This window comes from Candidatus Pantoea formicae, assembly GCF_011752625.1.
GTDB classification, from domain to species: domain Bacteria; phylum Pseudomonadota; class Gammaproteobacteria; order Enterobacterales; family Enterobacteriaceae; genus Pantoea; species Pantoea formicae.
In genome coordinates, this window is the sequence record NZ_VWXD01000002.1 from 430,888 (window position 1) to 450,937 (window position 20,050).

A 20,050-nucleotide genomic window follows, 5' to 3' on the forward strand; every position below is an offset into this window, starting at 1 on the left:
CGTAGCCTGGCGAAACAGGATAGGGACGGTCAAGCACTGAACTTCGAGCTTTTTCTGCAATCCATTGCGCATTGTTTATAACCATTACGCAGGACTTATAACCAAATGGAATTTTTAAAGCGCTAACTGAGGATTATTCTCATAGGCCCACTCTTTACAATAAAATACACAACATCATGTCCGACTTAGCATCTCCGGCGCACGTTGCGCTGACAGGGAATAGGCCAACCGGCGAAACCAAATGGATTCGCAGCGCGGCTGACGTCTCCAGTCTCGTCAATAACAGTAATGAATCACGTAGCAATGCGCGCATCGTGGTCGCCATCGCCTTGGGCGGTGTGTTTCTCGATGCCTATGATTTGGGCGCACTGGCCTTTGGTATTAAAGACGTCACTCGCGAGTTTAATCTCACCCCGACCGGTACAGGGATGGTGGCATCAGCCATCACCTTTGGCGCTATCGTCGGTGCGCTGATCGGCGGTTATCTCACCGATAAAATTGGCCGTTATCGCGTGTTTATGGCCGATATGTTCTTCTTCGTGGTTGCCGCACTGGCCTGCGCCTTTGCCCCCAACGAATATGTGTTAGGTGGCGCGCGTTTTGTGATGGGTCTGGGTGTGGGCATCGATCTTCCAGTGGCGATGGCGTTTCTTGCTGAGTTTTCCAAATTACGCGGGCAAGGGAATAAAGCGGCCAGCGTGGCGATGTGGTGCCCCACCTGGTACGCGGCGATCAGTATTTCTTATCTGCTGGTGTTGCTGTTGTACGCCGTGCTGCCCGAGAGTCACACCGATTGGCTGTGGCGCTTGATTCTTGGTTTTGGCGCCGTGCCTGCACTTCTGATCATTGCCATCCGCAGTCGTTATATGAGCGAGTCTCCGGTATGGGCGGCCAATCAGGGCAATCTACAAGGTGCGGCGGAGATTCTGCAGCGCTCTTACAACATCAATGCACAAGTGGCGGATGATGCCGACCTGACGCAAAGCAAACCCGTTCGCAAGGCCAGTTGGCGCAACTATGGCGCGCTGCTGCAGGGTGTTTATCGCCGTCGCACTATTTTAGCGACCGTCACCTCCATCGCCTCCTCCTTTGCCTATAACGCCGTCGCGTTTGGCTTGCCCGTGATTATCTCCAGTTTCTTCGCACAATCCATGCTGACCACCATTCTGGTGTCGCTGGCGTTAAACCTGCTCTTCGCCTTTGTCGGTGGATTGTTGGCCGTGCGTCTGGTGCCGCGCCTCGGGGCATGGAAGATGTCGGTGACGGGTTACACTTGCCAGTGCGTGGCACTGCTCGGGCTGGCGCTGATTGGTCGTCCTGAAGGTGGCGAACAGGCCGCCGTGGCGATCGCGATGCTGGCGCTATTCCTGTTTGGCCAGGGGTTTGGTCCTGGATCTCACACCATGACCTTTGCGTCGTTGAGCTACCCGGCTTCACTGCGCGGCGTCGGCGTGGGCTTTAACCAGACGCTGATGCGTGGCAGCTCAACGGTGTCACTGTTTGTCTTCCCGTTGCTGGTGGCAGCCTTCGGCACCGGCGTATTCTGGGTGATCTTCCTCGCACCGCTGATTGGATTACTGGCGCTGTTGGCAATCCGCTGGGAGCCATCGGGCTACGACGTGGATGCAGAAGACTTCAATTGAGATCACAACACCCTAATCATGGGTAATGCTTGCCAGTTAAGTATAGGGTGATTGCGCAGTCTGGTGCCGCTCTGGGGCTGGCGGTCCTCGCGCCGCTCACGCGGTACCTTCACTTCACTCGTCAGCCTGACGGACCGGTGCAGACGGGACTTTCCCTGTCCCGGCTGCACCTTTCGCCAGCATCCATGCTGGCTCTCCTGGCTTCCTCATTCCGTTCAGCGCTGCGAAATGCCAGCCCCAGAGCGGCACCAGCCTGCTTGCTGACTTCCGTGTACGCTGTTTGAAAGGGCACGATGACTCAGGCGATAGCGCTTTTATTGCCACAAAGGGCACAGTGTCTGAGGCCACAGCGCCTCTGATGCTGCAAGGGCTATTCGCAGCGCTGAGGCGGAGACGTTGTGCCAGGAGCCAGTCGCAGGGATGCGACAGGCAGTTCGGGTAGGCCATGGATGGCCGTACCCGAACGTTCCGGCCGGCACGACGTTGCAGACGAAGGCACCGCGAAGCGGCGCGAGGACGGCCCGGCAGCAGCAGAGGTGCTGCGGCCCGCACTAAAACGCGCATAAGAAAGGCCGTCACGACAGAACATGACAGCCTTAACTGAACAGGGCCTTTACTGGCAAACATGGCCCCAACCATGGGCAATTTATTATGCCGTCAGGCGGAAATCACCGAGCGTGTGGGGAATGCGCGGGAAGGTATGCAGGAACCAAGGGGTAAATTGCTCAGGTTGGTCCTGCATCTCCTGCTGAATCTGCTCAATCGAGCGATAGCACCAGGCATCGGCCTCTTCAGGATTCAGTTTTGGCTCTGCATCGCTGATGGCAAAGAACACGTGACCATATTCGTGTTCAGTTAATCCGTTGCTCAATGGCAGGTTGTAGCTCAGTTCAAATACCGGCGTCAGGGCCAGTTGCATGCCCATCTCCTCGCGCAGACGACGTTCAGCGGCATCACGCGTCGATTCTTGCGGATAGGGATGGCCACAACAGGTGTTGCTCCACAAGCCGCCACAGTGATATTTACCGTTAGCACGGCGTTGCAGCAGCAATTCATGACGCGAATTGAACACGTAAACCGTCACCGCACGATGCAGCAATCCTTTCTCATGTACTTCCAGCTTTTCCATCTTGCCGGTGGGACGATCGAGGTGGTCAACGAGAATAACTTCAATGGCGGGCATGACAACTCCTTCGGATAATTCTCAGCCATTGTACACAATCGAGCGTACCGTGGCGGAGAAAAAAGCGCACATTCCGTGCGCTGGTACGATGAAGATAATCTTAGCAGCCCTAAGTCAAATGATGTGGGAATGTATGAAGGTTTGCCTGACGTGCATCACTGCACGCCAGGCAGATTGTTGCGTGACTGCCTCTGAATAAGCGTAGACACCACCGCGATTACAGCTTAAAGCTCTGCACCACTAACTCCAGCTGCACGCTTTGTTCTTCCATGGCACGGGCTGCAGCGGAAACTTGCTCCACCAGCGCAGCATTCTGCTGTGTGCTGCCATCCAACTGAGTAATCGCAACGTTAACCTGCTCAATGCCCATGCTTTGTTCACGGCTGGCAGACATGATTTCGCTCATCAATGTGGTCACACTACTCACACCTTGCATCAGCTCATCCATGGTTTGCCCCGCCTGCTCGACCAGTTGGCTACCGGTATCGATGTTGGCGACAGACTCCTCAATCAACTTCTTAATCTCACGTGCTGAGTTGGCCGAGCGTTGCGCCAGATTACGCACTTCGGACGCCACCACCGCAAATCCTCGCCCCTGTTCGCCCGCACGCGCAGCTTCAACCGCAGCGTTTAGCGCCAGAATATTAGTCTGGAAGGCAATGCTGTCAATCACGCTGATAATATCCACCACTTTGCGTGATGAGTGATTGATGGCACCCATGGTACTGACGACCTGGCGTACCACATCGGTGCCGCGCGCCGCCACTTGTGATGCACCATCTGCCAGCTGATTCGCATGAGTCGCATTGTCCGCGTTCTGACGAACGGTGCCCGTCAGCTCTTCCATCGAAGCGGCAGTCTCGACAATCGAACTGGCCTGAGATTCAGTACGGGCAGAGAGATCGGCATTACCACTCGCAATTTCACGCGACGCTGCGGTGATCGCCAGCGCACTGTCGCCCACCTGACGCATCAGCCCCTGTAAATACTCGATAAACTGGTTGAAGCTCTGCGCCACAGCGTTAAATTCCGGGCTGTTGCTGGCCGGCAAACGCTGGGTCAAATCAGCACCGCCCGTCGACAATGCTTCAATGTTGCGATTCAGCAGACTCAAGCGCTTCATCATGGCACGCACAAAGCCCAGCAATACCAACAGCAGAATCACTGCCAGAGGGATCTGTACCAGGCCCAGGCGCGTCAGCATGCTGTGGGTTTGCGCATCCAACAGGCTGGAAGGCACATCGCTGGCGAGATACCACGGGCTCCCCGCAATGGCTTGCAGAAACAGCGTGTGTTCGCCATCTTCGCCTTTAAAGGTGGTTTGTGTTGGCTGCGTACCCGCCTGCGCCAGCAGACCTTTTAACGCGGAGGCCATCGGCAACTGGGTATCGGACAGATTCTCCAGTTTTGGTGTACCTTCTACCAATGCGGCATTGCCCACCACCTTACCGTCGGCCTCAACAATCAGCACACGCCCGTGAATCGCCTCACCCATCTGTTTTGCCAGCTGGTTAAAGAACCCAAGCGTTACGTCAATGGTCGCCACTCCCCATACGGCGCCATCGCGATAAATCGCCATGGCGCAGTTGGTGCGCGGTTGTGGGCTAGCCGCATCCTGGTAGGCTTTTGCCCAGGCACATTGCCCTTTTGCTGCCGCCATGCCGTCTTTGTACCACGGCTGCTCCCAGTATTTATCCGCCGCATCGGAGTTCCAGTAAGTGTTGACCTGCAACTGGTTACTGGCGTTACGCGCGAAGAACGAGCTGTCTTTCTCTTTAGCCGGATCGCGACGGTTGGGCAACGGCCAGATACCGCCGCCAAACACGTTGCTGTCCTGATATTGGTTCACCAGGGCAGGCAACAAAGTATCGATCGCGGTACTATCCATCACACCCGCGGCTTCCGTAATGGCACGCTGCTGGGCTTGTACCCGGTTCATCTGTTCAACAATACGTCCCGCCAGCCCGTCCACTTCATAACGCACCAGGCGGCTTTCATTTTGGCTTAGTTGCGGCGCAATAAACTGGTTTATCACCACCACGGTCACCAGCATCAGGACCACGAAAAAGGCGACTAAAGTCGCGGTAAAACGAGATTGTGTAGTTTTTAACATCGATGTGCCCTTACCCTGGTTGGCGAGTTGCCTGATCGAGGTTAACGGCGTGTTATCGGGGAACTTGAGGTGAGACAGATCACAAAAATGCAAATAGTTGATTTAAGTGATCATTAGCTGGGTTATTAACGGTGCGCTTATGTACGAAAACACCGTTGCATCCTGTAGCGGCGCGGTTTGTCGCGCCTGTTTGGCACAGGATTATCGATGACCAGTGCGTAATAAATTGCGCCTCTACCCGGTGAAAATCATCATCATTAGGCAGAGGGCGGGTCCACCACTTCCTGGCGAGGTCGGAAAACATGATCGTTCCCTTCCGCCTGCAAACGCTGCAAGAGTTGCTGACCACCGCGTTCATCAGACTGGGCAAACTGGCGTTCCGCTTCGGTAATCGGGGTTGCCCACAACAGATTCGGCCTGTCGCCATCGCGCTTCGGCAAACGGAATTGCGCCACTTCAGGTGCCAGCCCATTCGCCAGCAGAAAGCTCTCGAAACCGACCGGTGCCACTTCAGAGGCCAGCGTGTGGCCTTCTCCAATCCATGTCAGGCGTGCCCAGGGGAGATGGGCGAACTCGGCCAGTGCGCTCGCCATCTGCACGGCGTTAGCTTCGTTCATCACTTCGCCATCGACCGCCATCGCCAACTCCACACGACGATACTGTGGAGCCAGCTCATCGAACAAATAATCCACCTGCGGCATCGGGCGGATCCCCATGCCGAGCGTCAGAAAATACCACACGCCTTGGTGCCAGTGCTGGGAGATGGCCATCGGCGGCCAGTTACCTTGGTCGATGGCGTAATACTTCACCGATTCACCAAACTGGGCCTGATAGCACTGCATCAGTTCGCTCTGAACCGCATCCCACAGGTGGCCGTCATGCCAGTCTCGCCAAAAGTGACGCTGTTGCTCGGCTCGTGCGTAGTAATCGTTGGTCGAGGCCGAGCCGAGTGGCGCAGTCAGGCGATTCTCTTTAATACAACCCGCAGAGAAACTCACCTGCTTGTCCTGATACAAACTCCAGCCGGGGATCACTGCCAGCAGCTGACCGTAATACCACAGCGCGGCGCCGTCATCACTCGGCTCCCAGAGAATTTGCAAACCGGCAGGATCGAGCATCGGCTCAGCTTCCAGTGTACGGCAATATTCCGCACTCAACAGCGGTGCAATGCCCTGCTCCATCGCTTCACGATCTTCGCGTGCCGGTGCCGGCAGTAAGTTGCGCAGCCAACAGCCGCGCACGGCATACTGACTGCGGAACAGGTCGTTGGGCCAGATGTAGAAATAGGCGGTACGCGCGTCCTGTTCAACGATCGCGGTAAGTGTATTTTGCTGATTCGGCACCTCAGCAATCAGAGGTTGGTGTGTCATAACGCCTCGACAAAGCCTTGAGGGATCCATTTTCCCTGAGAATAGAGCAGGATCGACACTCGCACCATGTGACACAAGGGTAAAACTCTCAAAGTGCTGATTTGAAACGTGAGGAGTGTTAATCATTGCCAGCAGGATGCGCTGACAAGCATCAAATTAATTCGCCATTCTTTTGCCGCTGGGCATGCTATTGTCAGCGTATTATCCCCCCACGGACAAACCCAGCATGGTGCTGCAAAACCTCGATTTGAACCTGCGCGATATCGTGATTTTCGCGATTTTGGTGTGGCTGTTTATACGCTACACCTGGGTCATGTCGGCACTGACGATCATGCTGGCTGGCGCGGCATTGTTGGTACTGTTGCCGCTCGATATCTATTACAGTTTGCTTCCACTGGCCCTGCTGGGATTAGGCCTGGGTATGCTGCTCCATCATTATCAGCAGCGCCAACTCACGCTAAAGCGAGAAGCACGCACTCCCCGGACTTATACGAAAAAGCAGGACGAGCTTCATCTGTAATGCGCAGCGCGCCCCATGCGTGTCATGGCGCGCGCATAAGCACCCCGTTGAATCGACCACCGCAGTAAGCCCGCAATCACCGCGATCTCTTTATCCACGCACCACTGCGCCAACGGGCTTATCGGCTGCTGAATTTGCTGTTGTGCCCAATCCGGTAGCAATCCCATCCCGGCTTTCAGCATCACCCTCATTGCCGGTTTGGCTTGCCAGCTTGGCGCAGGAGCGTTGATCAGCAGCTGCATGACTTCCAGCGTGCGCTCATCACAGATCAGTTCCGGGCGCATCGCCTGCAGATAATCTTCCACCGCCTGTACCGTTTTTGGCACCTTTTCCGCCCCTAAGGCCTCGGCAATAAGCGCCGCCTCATCGTAATAGCGATCCTGTTCCGCCAGACTCAACTGGGGATTTTTGTAGCGGAGATGGGCGGCAAGAAAACGGCTGGTTTCCGCTACGTGCACCCATGTCAGCAAATGCGGATCGCTGGCGGCATAAGGTTGCCCTGCGTTGTCGATGCCGGTGACCCGCAGGTGAATGCGCTTGACGCGCTCAATCAGAATGTTGGCATCCACGGTATTACCAAAGGTGGTAACGGCAATAAACTGGCTGGTACGGCGCAGGCGGCCCATCATATCCTGGCGGAAATTTGAGTGATCCCACACGCCCGCCAGCGCAGCCGGGTGCAACATTTGCAGCATCAGTGCGCTAATGCCACCGCAGAGCATTGAGGGAAAATCACCGTGTACCTGCCAGATGACATGGTCAGGACCAAACAGCCCCGGATCGCCCGGAGGTTGCGAGATGTCGAATTCGTTGAGTGACAGGCCGTTGAGGCGAAAGACTTGCTGCTCGATGCGGTTTCGGAGGTTCATGGTGATTTGAGGTTATGCCCGTTGGCAGGATTCGCTGAGGCATATCATATACTGCGATCGGGTGCGGCGCGATAAATCGCGCCGCCACGTTAGGTGCAAAACTAGCACTTAAAGATAATCAAACTGCCCATCTTGTGTCCGCACGGAATCCAGACCAATCATCACATTGAATTTGCCCGGCTCAGCAACGTGCTGCATTTTCTGGTTCCAGAATTTGAGCGCATCCACATCGATCTTGAAGCTCACAGTCTGTGACTCGCCCGCTTTTAGCATAATGCGTTTGAATCCGCGCAGCTCCTGCACCGGACGGCTGATGCTGGCCACCGGATCGTTGAGATACATTTGCACCACGGTCGCACCATCGCGCTTGCCGGTATTGGTGACCGTGACGCTGGCTTCCACCGTGCCGTTGCGTGGCATGGTTTTCGCCGACATCTTCACTGGCGAGACGGTAAAGCTGGTGTAGCTCAGACCATAACCAAACGGATAGAGTGGACCATTAATCGCATCATAATAGTGAGAGGTGTACTTGTTCGGCTTCGCGAAGTTGTACGGGCGGCCCGTCGGTAAGTGATTGTAGTAAATCGGCAACTGGCCCACCGAACGTGGGAATGACATCGGTAATTTACCCGATGGGTTGTAGTCACCAAACAGCACATCGGCAATCGCGTTACCGCCTTCGGTGCCGCTGAACCAGGTTTCCACCATCGCATCTGCCATGCGATCTTCGTTCACCACCGTCAACGGACGACCATTCATCAGCACGATCACCAACGGCTTGCCGGTGGCTTTCAGCGCCGCCAGCAGTTTTTGCTGGCTAGGTGGGATCACCAAATCGCTGCGGCTCGAGGCCTCATGCGCCATGCCCTGCGCTTCGCCGACAGCAGCCACCACCACATCGGCTTTCTTCGCCTGAGCGACGGCCTCATCGATCAATTCCTGTGGAGAACGTTTATCCACACTGACCGCCTGCTCATACAAATTGAGGAAGTCCTGAATCCCTTTGTTATCGGTGATATTGGCGCCTTTGGCATACAGCAACGTGCCTTTACCCGCCATTGCCGTTTTCATGCCTTGCAGCAGCGGAATCGACTGCTTCGCCACGCCCGCCGCTGACCAGCTGCCCATGATGTCACGCTGGCTGTCCGCCAGAGGGCCGACCAAAGCCACGGTGGCCTCTTTCTTCAACGGCAGGGTTTCATGCCAGTTTTTCAGTAGCACGATGCTTTTACGTGCCACGTCGCGCGCTTCGGCACGATGCAGGCGGCTCTCGGCATTGGTATCCTGGGGATCGCTGCCTTTCGGGCCTAAATGGCTGTAGGGATCGTTAAACAGCCCCATGTCGTATTTCACGTTGAGCACATGGCGTGCAGCATCATCAATCTCGGCCATGCTCACCGCGCCGCTTTTCACCAGGCCCGGTAAATATTTGCTGTAGTACTCATCGCTCATGCTCATGTCGATGCCAGATTTCAGGGCGATGCGCACCGCATCCTGCGGATCGCTGGCTACGCCGTGTTTCAGCAGTTCCTTAATGGCACCATGATCGCTAATGGTGATGCCTTTGAACTTCCACTCCGTGCGCAGCAGGTCTTTTAACAACCAGCTATCCGCGGTGGCAGGCGTACCGTTAAGCGAGTTAAGGGCCACCATCACGCCACCGCTGCCTGCATCTAATGAGGCTTTGTAGGGTGGCAAGTAGTCCTGGAACAGACGCTGTGGGCTCATATCAACAGTGTTGTAATCGCGCCCACCTTCCACCGCGCCATAAGCGGCGAAATGTTTCACACTGGTCATGATGGAGTAGCGATCGGCGGCACTTTTGCCCTGCATCGCCTTCACCATGGTGCTGCCCATTTGCGAGCTAAGGAACGTATCTTCACCGAACCCTTCGGAGACACGCCCCCAACGCGGTTCACGTGATACATCGACCATCGGCGCCCACGTCATGTTCAGACCATCATCAGCCGCTTCATACGCCGAAATGCGCCCCACTTCGCTGATCGCATCCAGATCCCAGCTAGCAGCAAGGCCCAACGGGATCGGGAAAATGGTGCGCTGACCGTGCACCACGTCATAGGCAAAAAACAAAGGAATCTTCAGGCGACTGAGTTGCATCACCTGATCCTGCATCACGCGAATATCAGGACGCGTGACGGTATTGAAAATTGCGCCGACCTGACCGTGCTGAATCATGTCGCGAACCGCCTCTTTCGGCGTATCTGGCCCCACGCTGATCAAACGCATTTGCCCGATTTTTTCATCAAGGGTCATTTTGCTGAGCAGTTGATTCACAAAGGCGTCGCGCGCCTGTTCAGTCATCGGATGGGGCCCAAACAAGTCATCTGCGAAGGCAGGTTGCATGGCAAGGGAGACAGCGAGGCTAACAGAGCAAATCCATTTCATCAGGTCGGGTTCTCTTAAGTGACTGCGCAATATAAAAATAACCGGGGCAGTGTGCCATAAGATGAGGATAGCAGGTAGCCACTGATGTCACACCGCGACCATGTGATTGACGCGTGCTACAGTAGAAGCGCTACGTAAACGACAAGGACAGGTTCATGAATAACAACACCTCACACCCTACACTGCTCGCTGAACTGCGTCGCCTCGTCGGGCCTTCGCACCTGCTAACAGAGGCGGAACAGACCGCGCGTTATCGCAAAGGTTTTCGTTCTGGTGAAGGAGATGCGCTGGCGGTGGTGTTCCCAGGTTCACTGTTGGAGCTGTGGCGCGTGCTACAGGCGCTGGTGCAAGCCGATGCGGTGATTCTGATGCAGGCCGCCAACACCGGTTTGACCGAAGGCTCCACGCCGAATGGCAACGATTACGATCGCCCAGTGGTGATCATCAGCACCCTGCGTCTTGATAAACTGCAGCTGATTGATGGCGGCAACCAGATTCTCGCCTTCCCCGGTAGCACCCTTTATCAGCTGGAAAAAGCACTGAAACCACTGGGCCGCGAGCCGCACTCGGTGATTGGCTCCTCGTGCATTGGGGCATCCGTGATGGGCGGGATCTGTAATAATTCTGGCGGGTCGCTGATTAAACGCGGTCCAGCCTATAGTGAAATGGCGCTGTACGCGCAGATTGATGCCGAGGGCAAACTCAAGTTAGTGAACCATCTGGGCATGGATCTCGGCCACTCACCCGAAGAGATACTGGGCCGCCTTGATGACGATCGCTGGCAGCAAAATGATGTGCGCTGGGATGAACGTCACGCCTCGGATCATGAATATGCCGAGCGCGTGCGTGATATTCACGCCGATACGCCTGCGCGTTTCAACGCCGATGAACGCCGTCTGTTCGAAGCCTCAGGCTGTGCCGGAAAACTGGCGGTGTTCGCAGTACGACTTGATACCTTCCCCGCCGAGCCCAAGCAGCAGGTCTTTTATATCGGCACCAACGATCCGGCGGTACTGGGCGATCTGCGCCGTCACATTCTGGCCGAATTTAAGCATCTGCCGGTGGCGGGCGAGTATATGCATCGCGATATTTTCGACATTGCCGAGGTCTACGGCAAAGATACCTTTGTGATGATCGATAAACTCGGCACCGACAAAATGCCGCTGTTCTTCACCCTGAAAGGTCGTGTGGATGCCTGGCTCGGTAAGCTGAGTTTTGTTAAACCGCACTTCACCGATCGCCTACTGCAACGCGTTAGCGGTTGGCTGCCCGCCCATCTGCCAAAACGTTTGAAACAGTATCGCGATAAGTTTGAGCATCACTTGATGCTGAAGATGTCCGGTGACGGCGTAGCCGAGGCGCAAGAGTATCTGCACGAGTATTTCCGTGAAGGCGGCGGCGAGTTCTTCGCGTGTGATGGCAAAGAAGGCGCACACGCGTTTCTGCATCGTTTTGCCGCAGCCGGGGCCGCCGTGCGTTATCACGCAGTGCATGCCAATGAAGTGGAAGATATTCTGGCGCTGGATATTGCGCTGCGCCGTAACGATCAAGAGTGGTTCGAACGTTTACCGGCGGAATTCGACCAAGACATCAGCCATCGCCTCTATTACGGTCACTTCTTCTGCCATGTGTTCCATCAGGACTACATCGTGAAGAAAGGCGTGGATGCCCACGCATTAAAAGAGAAGATGCTGGCGATTCTGAGCGAGCGTGGTGCCGAGTACCCGGCAGAGCATAATGTCGGACATCTGTACCAGGCCAAACCGCAGCTGCAGGCGTTTTACCGCCAGCTGGATCCCACCAATACCTTTAATCCGGGGATTGGTAAAACCAGCAAGCAGAAAGGATGGGCAGTGAAAGTTTGATACGCAGGAGCGGCGCAATCAGCGTGTTTCAACCACGCTGATTGCGTCAGAACAGCGCGATAAATCGCGCTTCAGTCAAACTATGGCAAAGCTTCACCTTCATCGTGCGCCGCAGCAGGCACTGCGCGGCGTTCGATGATCATCGTTTGTGGTGTAGACAGCACAATGCCCTCTTTGCGCAGACGCGTCAGAATATCGAACAGCAAATCACTCTTGGCGCTGGAAATCTGGCGCTGACCCGCGACGTTGCCGGTCACGCTCAACACAATCCCTGCTGAGGTGAGATCTTTGAACGAGACTGACGGTTCCGGCGTCTCCAGAATACGCTCGTTTTCCTGATAGACCTCCAACAGAATTTCACGCACCCGCACCGGATCGATATCCAACGGGAACGTCAGCAAGATGGTCACCACGCCTTGCGCATTGCCCATGGTGGCGTTGCGTACGTTTTGCGAGATGAACTGTGAGTTCGGCACAATCACTGTGGATTTGTCGCTGAGCTGAATTTCGGTGGCGCGTACATTGATGCGACGAATATCGCCTTCGATGCCGCTGATGGTCACCAAGTCTCCCACTTTTACTGGGCGTTCTGTCAGCAGAATCAGGCCGGAGATAAAGTTCTTCACAATCTCTTGTAAGCCAAAACCGATACCCACTGACAAGGCGCTGACGATCCACGCCAGTTTGTTCCACTGCAAGCCCATAATCGACAGGGTTAGCAGGATGATCAGCACATAACCGATATTGCTGAACAAGGTCACCAGCGACACGCGCATGCCAACGTCCATGGTGGTTTTTGGCAGGAAATCTTTATCCAACCAGCGACGCACCGAACGCAGCACGTAAATTCCGACCACCAGGCAAAGAATGGCATTCACCATGTGCGCTGGCACGATGTTCAACGACTCAAGGCCTTTCCCGCCCCAGAACTCAATCACTTTCTGAATCAGTTCAATCGGCGTGGATGACGCAAAGGTGCCGTTGAGCAACGCCAGGGCGACAAAGCCGATCAGCACAGTTTTGCAGATGGCACCGAGTAGGGTTGCCGCCTGCTGCAAATGACGTTCGTCGATGTTCAACGAACTCTGCAGGCGTTTGCCGGTGGCATTATTGGTAGAGAACAGGCTTTCACAGCCATCATTCACTAAATGGCTGAGGAAGTAGAAGGAGCCGAACAAAATGCCACACCAGATCACTTCATAACTCAAGAAGCGCGCCAGGGTGACATAGCCAACGATCAGTGAAATCAGGATCGCCAGCGCCGTAATCGTCAGCGCAAGCTGCACCAATCCGACGATAGTCGGCCTCGCTTCCGGCGCATTGCCCTCTTGCACCATACGACGACGCACACGGTTAGTGCGCATGCTAATCGCCAGCCCGGTACTCCCGATCAGCAACGCGGTCAGCCCGTTGGCGAAAATGGTGGTGTTCAAGCTGGTGCCAACGCTGTAGTTAAAGGATTCGGCGGTTTGGAAAATAAATACCAGCGCAGCAGTGATCGGTGGGAACGGCTTCAGCGCCTGCGCCACTTCATTAGAGATGCTCGGCAAACGCCAGCTTGGGCGGCGTGTTGACAGGAAGGCGCGGCCTAAACCGGCAATCAACCCGCAATAGACGCTGAGTTGCACCAGACGCTCGACAAAATCCTGCACGTCGGTGGAAACTTCATCACGACGCGTAAAGGCCAGCGAGATAAAGTTAAAGGTCAGCACCACGGCTGCCAAGGTCGTCAGGGCAATTGCCGCCGCGAGGAAACTACGACGCAGACGCCCTTCTGGCATTTTATGAATACTCACCCACGCCAGAAACTCTTCGCTGTAGCGGCGGCCTAGCGTCATCACCAACATCGCCGCAATCAACCAGGCGATGGTGCCGAAACGCCAGCCCGGCTCCCAGGAAAGCGCGGCGGTGTCCTGCAATTCAGCGATAAAATCGCTGATTTTCTCACCATCTAAATCCTGGCGGCTCACCAACGGTGACCAGAATCGCGGACCGAAAATACTGCCCGAGTTAAGTGCCAACTGGCTTTTCAGCTGGTCACGACGCAGGTTGACGATCTGTGAAGACAGCACCAACGCACCGTTCTTAATCCCGTCGGCCTGCTTGATTTGGTCATCCAGCTTACTTTTCTGGCTCTCCAGCGCGGCGCGTTTGCGCGTGACTTCCGGTGTCTCTTTAACACCACTGTCGGCTTTTGGCGCAGGGCCCAAGACCGCCAACTGAGCGTCCAGTTGCTGACGCTGCGGCACCAACGCCTGGCCGAGCGTTTCCGCGTTTCCTGACAGTTCCAGCGCCATCTCATTGAGCTGGTTCAGCTGGCTTTCATTGGTATCGCCAGAGACTTGGCCTTTAATCTTGTCGAGGATTTTCTGCATTTTCGGCAGCTCGACCGACGGATTCACTTTCGGCGTGGCGTCCTCTTGCTGAGCCGCAGCGGCCGTGTTGTCATCCGCGTAACTTAGTGCCGGGCTTAACAGCACCAGCAGCAGTAACAGTGGGGTAAAGAGCGAACGAAGCTTGAACATAGGAGTAAGATTCCAGCGTAATAACAGCCGATAATTGCCAGTTAACCATGAATGGCGGCCAGTGTAGAGCCTAGCCGAAGCGGAAACTATAGGAATGAAGCGGTAAATCATTGGTGCTAACGATAAGGGATTTTGCTTATAAAAAGGTCGCCATAACGGCGTAATGCCGCTCACTTTAGCCTATGGGTGCGTATATACCCAGGTACGCATGAATGCGCTCCTTACGACAACGGCACCGAGCAACGTAGGGTCGCCATTAATGGCGACCGAAACGCACCTAAGTGACAAGCATTACGCCATGAATGGCGATGACAACAGCCCACAGTGGGTGCCGGATTATTCGTTGTTCGCCGTCTGCGAAGATTTCTGTTTTTTGTACGCTAGCGCAGCAGCAGGCACAGGGGCGGCTTTGCCGGTTTCCAGCCAGTCTCGCAGACGGTTGGCATCCGCAAAGTGGGTGTACTTGCCAAAGGCATCCAGCACCACTAACGCCACCGGGCGGTTGTTAATGACCGTGCGCATCACCAGACAGTGTCCTGCTTCATCGGTATAACCGGTTTTGGTCAACGCGATACGCCAGTTATTGTTGTAAACCAGATGGTTGGTGTTACGGAACGGCAGCGCATAGTTAGGATGCTTAAATACCGCGGTGTCTTCCTTGGTGGTACTCAGTTCACCAATCAACGGATACTGGCGCGTGGCTTTAACCAGTTTGATCAGATCTTCCGCATTCGAGACGTTTTGAATCGACAAACCGGTGGGCTCAACATAATGAGTGTGCGTCATGCCCAGCGCGCGCGCTTTGGCGTTCATCGCGCGGATAAACGCATCGTAACCGCCCGGGTAGTGATGGGCCAGGCTGGCTGCCGCACGGTTTTCCGACGACATCAGCGCCAGCAACAGCATATTACGGCGGCTGATTTCACTGTTCAATTTGACGCGAGAAAACACCCCACGCATTTCTGGTGTGTGGCTGATGTCCACAGACAGCATCTCATCCATCGGCAGCTTCGCATCCAGCACCACCATGGCGGTCATCAGCTTGGTCAGTGACGCAATCGGACGCACGCGATCGGGGTGGCTGGAGTACAGCACTTTGTTGGTTTCGAGATCGACAATCATGGCACTGCCGGAGGCGATTTGCGGTTGAGCAATCGGCGCCAAATTAGACAGCGCGGCAGGCGCGGCCAGTGCCGGAGTTGTTACAGCCGGCGCAGCGACAAACAGCGCCAGCGACAGCAAAGAAATACGCATTTTTACAGACATCGTGTCAAAAAAATCCGGTGAGGAGTTTTGCGCTGTGTGAATCACACAGGCCGCGCGCATCAGACCAGACGGGATGCGGGCTGGCAGCAGCATCATACCCACTTCCCTACGAAATTTCTTAGGTAGATTGTTTCTGAGCGTTAAAAAGGGAGGCCAAATGGCCTCCCTGATTGATGTCTTATTCTGTGCTAGAAAAGACGGGGGCCATAGCCCCATAAAACCACCGTCAGCGCCAGCAGCACTTCAAACACCAGCACACCAATCGCAAGCGTTGAACCGGAGAAGCGCATGCTCTCTTCACGGTCAATGTTAAGGAACACCGGAATGCCGACGTAGAGCAAATAACCGGTATAGAGCAAGGCTACTGCTCCCACCAACACACACAGCCAGACCAGGGGATAGAGCGCAACCAGCCCGCTGATAAACAGCGGTGTCGCCACGTAACCCGCGAACACCGTACAGCGTTGAATGCTGGGACGCTGCGGATAATCGCGCGCCATCCAGTGAATCACGCGGCCCATGACCGCCACGCCACCTAAGATGATCAGATAAAACAGAATGCCGAGACCGATGCCGGTCAGCATGTTGAGTTGAACAAACTGCCCTTCGCCCAGATTCCAGCCCAGTTGTGTCGTACCGATAAACGCGCAGATCACCGGGATCGCGGCCATCATCAGAACATGGTGGGTGTAGTGGTGCGAAACGCTTTCGTTTTCCTGCTTGATATCGCGCATTTCCTGGTTCGGATGCGCCAGTAGACCCCAGACATGATTCATAAAATCACTCCTCTGATGCGACGGGCTGCCACTTCAGCGATCAGGCTGTCCCACTCAGGCAGCTTCCCTTCAAGTATAATCGGCGCTGCTGTTTTTGCGGACAGCGGCACAAAAAAAGCCGTTGGCGTATAAACTGTTAGCTAAGCCACTCGCAACAGGGAGGAAAATTTGCACATCGATATCAATGGATTAATTACGCAGTACGGCTATTTGGCTCTGCTGATTGGCTGTATTGCGGAAGGGGAAACCTTCACCCTGCTGGGCGGCGTCGCGGCGCATGAAGGCTTGCTGCACTTCGGCGGCGTGGTGCTGGCCGCCATGACAGGCGGGATTATTGGCGATCAGCTGCTGTTCTGGCTCGGCCGTCGTTACGGTACGCGTATTCTGCGCCGTTTTCGTAAACATCAGGACACCATCCGCAAAGCCAACCATTTGATTCAAAAGCGCCCCAGCCTGTTCGTGATTGGCGTGCGCTTTATGTACGGCTTTCGTATCGTCGGACCCATCATCATTGGCACTAGCCGTTTGAAACCGCTGCGTTTCTTTGTGCTGAACGTGATCGGCGCTGCGCTTTGGTCGCTGATTTTTGTTACCCTGGGCTACTTTGCCGGTGAAATCATCACGCCGTGGCTGCATAAACTCGATCAGCACTTCAAACATCTGTTGTGGCTGGTGGCGGCGATTGTGTTCGGCATTGTGCTGCGTTATGTCATTCGCCGTTGGAATCGCCGCCGGGCGGGTTAATGGTGATAGCCCTTAAACTGAGGATTGGCGAGCATAAAGCCGCCATCCACAATAAAGGATTGTCCGGTGGTGTAGGTCGCCCACTCTGAACAGAGCCACGCCACTAAACTCGCCACTTCACGCGTATCGCCAGGACGGCCAATCGGAATTTCTGGCATACGCGTGCTGCGGGCCTGGTCGTTGGTTAAATGGTTCATGGCAGTCGCAATGGCGCCTGGCGCCACCGCATTCACCAAAATGTGATGCGGCAATAAGCTGAGCGCCATCGATTTGGTTAAGCCTCCCAGCGCGTGCTTCGCCGCCGTATACGCGGTGGCATCCGGCAGCGGCGTATGCTCATGCACCGACGTAATATTGATGATGCGGCCGCCATCGCCCTGGTCGACCATATGGCGCGCCGCTATTTGTCCACAAATAAAGGAGCCATCCACATCCACGCTGAAGGTCTTACGCCAGTCCTCAAAGGTGACATCAAGAAAATCGGCTTTCAGCATCACACCCGCGTTATTGACCAGAACGTCGATGCGCCCCAGTGAATTAATCAACTGTGCCAGCTGTTTACCCCCGGCTTCAGGATCGGACAGGTCCAGTTGGCGAACTTGAGCCGTTTGACCTTTGCTCTCCACGAGCCGCGCCGTTTCTTGCGCCCCCTCTTCGTCTGAGCGCCAGGTAATGCCCAAGGTGAAGCCAGCTTCCGCCAGCATCAGTGCACAAGCGCGGCCAATGCCGGAATCCGATGCGGTCACGACAGCCACTTTCTGTTTTCCGAGTGCCATAACATTCTCCTGCGTGATGGGTGTCTTCACAGTATAGAGGTTATCGTTCTGTGCCCTTGCTCAGCCGGGAATCCCGTTTCGTCTATAGTTAACAGTTAAATAGCGCAAAGGAGGCAGGATGAGCGAGATTAAACGCAGAATAGATGATCATGGTGTGATTGGAGATTTACGCACCTGTGCGCTAATCGCAAGCGACGGCACTGTTGATTATCTCTGCTGGCCGGAACTGGACAGTCCCTCCGTTTTTGCCGCGCTGCTGGACAGCGACGAGGCGGGACTGTTTTCCCTTGCGCCAGACTGGAAAAACGCACGACGACAGCAGCTCTATCTGCCCGACACCAACATTCTGCAAACGCGCTGGTTAGATGACAGCGGCGTGGCAGAAATCACCGATTACATGCCGATTTGCGATGAACACAGCAAAGTGCCGCGCCTGGTGCGTCGGGTGAAAATGGTGCGTGGCTCGGTGAAATTCCATCTGCTGTGCGCGCCGCGTCACGATTACGCGCGCGCGGAAACCCGCACTGAAATCCGACCCGGCGGTATTGCTTTTTTAGCAGACGGCCAACCGACCCTACGCCTGAGTGGCACGGTGGTGATGACGCGGGAAAATCACAGCGCGGTGGCGGAATTCACCCTACAGGCAGGGGAAACGGCGGAGTTTATTTTTGGCAGCGATGAGGATCCGCATCTCGATCATATCGCTACCGAACGCTGCTTCAAAGACACCCTCGACTACTGGCGGCGCTGGAGCAGCCACAGCTCCTATCGTGGCCGCTGGCGGGAAATGGTCACACGCTCCGCATTGGCGCTGAAACTGCTCACATCACATCAACACGGCTCAATTGCCGCTGCCGCCACCTTTGGTTTGCCGGAAGAATTGGGTGGCGAACGTAACTGGGATTATCGCGCATCCTGGATCCGCGATGCATCATTCAGCATGTACGCACTGATGCGGCTCGGTTATGTGGAGGAAGCGCGTGATTTTACCCATTGGGTAGGTCGTTGCGTTGAACATAGCCATGACGACCCCCCCCATTTGCAGGTGATGTATCGCCTTGACAGTGGCACCGAGTTGCATGAAACCGAGTTGTTGAATCTTTCCGGTTATGCCAACTCACGCCCGGTGCGCATTGGGAACGATGCGTGGCGGCAAACTCAGTTAGATATCTATGGCGAATTGATGGATGCGATCTACCTTGCCAATAAATACGGTGAAGCCATATCGCAGCGCGGCTGGCGGCATGTCTCCAACATGATTGACTATGTCTGCGCCAACTGGAATCAGCCCGATGCGGGCATTTGGGAGATGCGTGGCGAACCCGAACACTTCCTGCATTCGCGTCTGATGTGTTGGGTGGCGTTGGATCGCGCCTTGCGTCTCGGCCTGAAGCGCTCGCTGCCGATGCCTTACGAACGCTGGGATCGGGTGCGTAGTGAGATCCGTGACGATATCTGGCAGAACTTCTGGAATCCCGAACTTGGACATTTTACGGCGACGCGCGGCGGTAAATTCCTTGATGCCTCTATGCTGTTAATGCCGTTGGTGCGTTTCGTCAGCTCTACCGATCCCGACTGGATTGCCACATTAGATGCCATTAAAACTCATCTGGTGAGCGACGGTTTAGTGCGCCGCTATAACATTAGCGAGACGCCTGCCGATGCGTTAACCGGAGGTGAAGGCTCCTTTGCCGCCTGTTCGTTTTGGTATGTGGAGTGTTTAGCGCGGGCGGGTCGCGTGCAGGAAGCGCATTTTGAGTTTGAAAAGCTGCTGAGTTATGCCAATCCGCTGGGGTTGTATGCCGAGGAGTTTACCGCGCATGGCAACGCGTTGGGCAACATGCCACAAGCCTTGAGCCATTTAGCGCTGATCAGTGCCGCTTTTTTCCTCAATCGTAAACTGAGCAATGAGGTGACGCTGTGGCAGCCTTAAGAAAATTCACAATTTGGGCGACTTAACCAAGAGAGGGATCCGGATCTGAGGATTATTTAGG

General features: G+C 55.2%; 14 protein-coding genes. 5 read left to right on the plus strand and 9 right to left on the minus strand.

The window, feature by feature from the left end; translation table 11 throughout:
- Window positions 1–176: 176 nt before the first annotated feature.
- Window positions 177–1,643: an MFS transporter gene (locus tag F3J38_RS06665; protein WP_167136226.1), complete on the plus strand. Its 1,467-nt coding sequence runs from the start codon at window positions 177–179 to the stop codon at window positions 1,641–1,643.
- A 649-nt stretch (window positions 1,644–2,292) separates the two neighbouring features.
- Here the strand turns inward: F3J38_RS06665 and idi are convergent.
- From idi to F3J38_RS06680, 3 genes are all read right to left on the minus strand, one after another.
- Window positions 2,293–2,826 carry an isopentenyl-diphosphate Delta-isomerase gene (gene idi / locus F3J38_RS06670; protein ID WP_084936027.1) on the minus strand — a complete coding sequence of 178 codons (534 nt, stop codon included), beginning with the start codon at window positions 2,824–2,826 and terminating at the stop codon, window positions 2,293–2,295.
- A gap of 217 nt (window positions 2,827–3,043) precedes the next feature.
- Window positions 3,044–4,939, minus strand: a complete 1,896-nt coding sequence (locus F3J38_RS06675; RefSeq protein ID WP_167136228.1) for a methyl-accepting chemotaxis protein — start codon at window positions 4,937–4,939, stop codon at window positions 3,044–3,046.
- Between the two features lie 257 nt (window positions 4,940–5,196).
- Window positions 5,197–6,309, minus strand: coding sequence for a suppressor of fused domain protein (locus F3J38_RS06680; protein ID WP_167136230.1), 1,113 nt, complete (start codon window positions 6,307–6,309; stop codon window positions 5,197–5,199).
- Window positions 6,310–6,535: 226 nt separating this feature from the next.
- Between F3J38_RS06680 and F3J38_RS06685 the strand changes: the two genes are divergently transcribed.
- Complete coding sequence (locus tag F3J38_RS06685) at window positions 6,536–6,829, plus strand: hypothetical protein (RefSeq protein ID WP_167136232.1); 294 nt, start codon at window positions 6,536–6,538, stop codon at window positions 6,827–6,829.
- Here the strand turns inward: F3J38_RS06685 and F3J38_RS06690 are convergent.
- Together F3J38_RS06690 and bglX are read right to left on the minus strand one after the other, a co-directional pair.
- The gene (locus F3J38_RS06690; RefSeq protein WP_167136234.1) at window positions 6,820–7,698 is read right to left on the minus strand and encodes an oxygenase MpaB family protein; all 879 of its coding nucleotides are present in this window, start codon (window positions 7,696–7,698) and stop codon (window positions 6,820–6,822) included. The two genes, F3J38_RS06685 and F3J38_RS06690, sit on opposite strands and share 10 nt — an antisense overlap.
- Window positions 7,699–7,806: 108 nt before the next feature.
- Window positions 7,807–10,104: a beta-glucosidase BglX gene (gene bglX, locus F3J38_RS06695; protein ID WP_167136236.1), complete on the minus strand. Its 2,298-nt coding sequence runs from the start codon at window positions 10,102–10,104 to the stop codon at window positions 7,807–7,809.
- Window positions 10,105–10,259: 155 nt separating this feature from the next.
- On the opposite strand from bglX, the gene dld reads away from it, so the two are divergent.
- Window positions 10,260–11,969 (plus strand): D-lactate dehydrogenase, encoded by a 1,710-nt coding sequence (dld, locus tag F3J38_RS06700; RefSeq protein WP_167136238.1) that lies wholly within the window; start codon window positions 10,260–10,262, stop codon window positions 11,967–11,969.
- 80 nt (window positions 11,970–12,049) lie between these two features.
- Here dld and F3J38_RS06705 read toward each other — a convergent pair whose 3' ends face one another.
- From F3J38_RS06705 to F3J38_RS06715, 3 genes are all read right to left on the minus strand, one after another.
- Window positions 12,050–14,494: a DUF3772 domain-containing protein gene (locus tag F3J38_RS06705; RefSeq protein ID WP_167136240.1), complete on the minus strand. Its 2,445-nt coding sequence runs from the start codon at window positions 14,492–14,494 to the stop codon at window positions 12,050–12,052.
- A 336-nt stretch (window positions 14,495–14,830) separates the two neighbouring features.
- On the minus strand, window positions 14,831–15,760 hold the full coding sequence (gene pbpG, locus F3J38_RS06710; protein ID WP_167137097.1) for a D-alanyl-D-alanine endopeptidase: 930 nt from the start codon (window positions 15,758–15,760) through the stop codon (window positions 14,831–14,833).
- Between the two features lie 188 nt (window positions 15,761–15,948).
- Window positions 15,949–16,536, minus strand: a complete 588-nt coding sequence (locus F3J38_RS06715) for a Yip1 family protein (protein ID WP_167136242.1) — start codon at window positions 16,534–16,536, stop codon at window positions 15,949–15,951.
- 168 nt (window positions 16,537–16,704) lie between these two features.
- Here F3J38_RS06715 and F3J38_RS06720 point away from each other — a divergent pair, with 168 nt between their 5' ends.
- Window positions 16,705–17,280, plus strand: a complete 576-nt coding sequence (locus tag F3J38_RS06720) for a DedA family protein (protein WP_167136244.1) — start codon at window positions 16,705–16,707, stop codon at window positions 17,278–17,280.
- Here F3J38_RS06720 and F3J38_RS06725 read toward each other — a convergent pair.
- Window positions 17,277–18,056: an SDR family oxidoreductase gene (locus tag F3J38_RS06725; protein WP_167136246.1), complete on the minus strand. Its 780-nt coding sequence runs from the start codon at window positions 18,054–18,056 to the stop codon at window positions 17,277–17,279. The genes F3J38_RS06720 and F3J38_RS06725 overlap by 4 nt on opposite strands.
- 118 nt (window positions 18,057–18,174) lie before the next feature.
- Here F3J38_RS06725 and F3J38_RS06730 point away from each other — a divergent pair, with 118 nt between their 5' ends.
- A complete protein-coding gene (locus F3J38_RS06730; RefSeq protein ID WP_167136248.1) occupies window positions 18,175–19,989 on the plus strand; it encodes a glycoside hydrolase family 15 protein in 1,815 nt (604 codons plus the stop codon).
- Window positions 19,990–20,050: the final 61 nt, after the last annotated feature.

Coding starts and splice junctions, on each gene's coding strand:
- F3J38_RS06730 (WP_167136248.1), top strand. CDS start 18,175: ATGAGCGAGATTAAACGCAGAATAGATGATCATGGTGTGATTGGAGAT.
- F3J38_RS06705 (WP_167136240.1), bottom strand. CDS start 14,494: ATGTTCAAGCTTCGTTCGCTCTTTACCCCACTGTTACTGCTGCTGGTG.
- F3J38_RS06690 (WP_167136234.1), bottom strand. CDS start 7,698: ATGAACCTCCGAAACCGCATCGAGCAGCAAGTCTTTCGCCTCAACGGC.
- F3J38_RS06685 (WP_167136232.1), top strand. CDS start 6,536: ATGGTGCTGCAAAACCTCGATTTGAACCTGCGCGATATCGTGATTTTC.
- F3J38_RS06680 (WP_167136230.1), bottom strand. CDS start 6,309: ATGACACACCAACCTCTGATTGCTGAGGTGCCGAATCAGCAAAATACA.
- idi (WP_084936027.1), bottom strand. CDS start 2,826: ATGCCCGCCATTGAAGTTATTCTCGTTGACCACCTCGATCGTCCCACC.
- F3J38_RS06665 (WP_167136226.1), top strand. CDS start 177: ATGTCCGACTTAGCATCTCCGGCGCACGTTGCGCTGACAGGGAATAGG.
- F3J38_RS06715 (WP_167136242.1), bottom strand. CDS start 16,536: ATGAATCATGTCTGGGGTCTACTGGCGCATCCGAACCAGGAAATGCGC.
- F3J38_RS06725 (WP_167136246.1), bottom strand. CDS start 18,056: ATGGCACTCGGAAAACAGAAAGTGGCTGTCGTGACCGCATCGGATTCC.
- bglX (WP_167136236.1), bottom strand. CDS start 10,104: ATGAAATGGATTTGCTCTGTTAGCCTCGCTGTCTCCCTTGCCATGCAA.
- pbpG (WP_167137097.1), bottom strand. CDS start 15,760: ATGTCTGTAAAAATGCGTATTTCTTTGCTGTCGCTGGCGCTGTTTGTC.
- F3J38_RS06675 (WP_167136228.1), bottom strand. CDS start 4,939: ATGTTAAAAACTACACAATCTCGTTTTACCGCGACTTTAGTCGCCTTT.
- dld (WP_167136238.1), top strand. CDS start 10,260: ATGAATAACAACACCTCACACCCTACACTGCTCGCTGAACTGCGTCGC.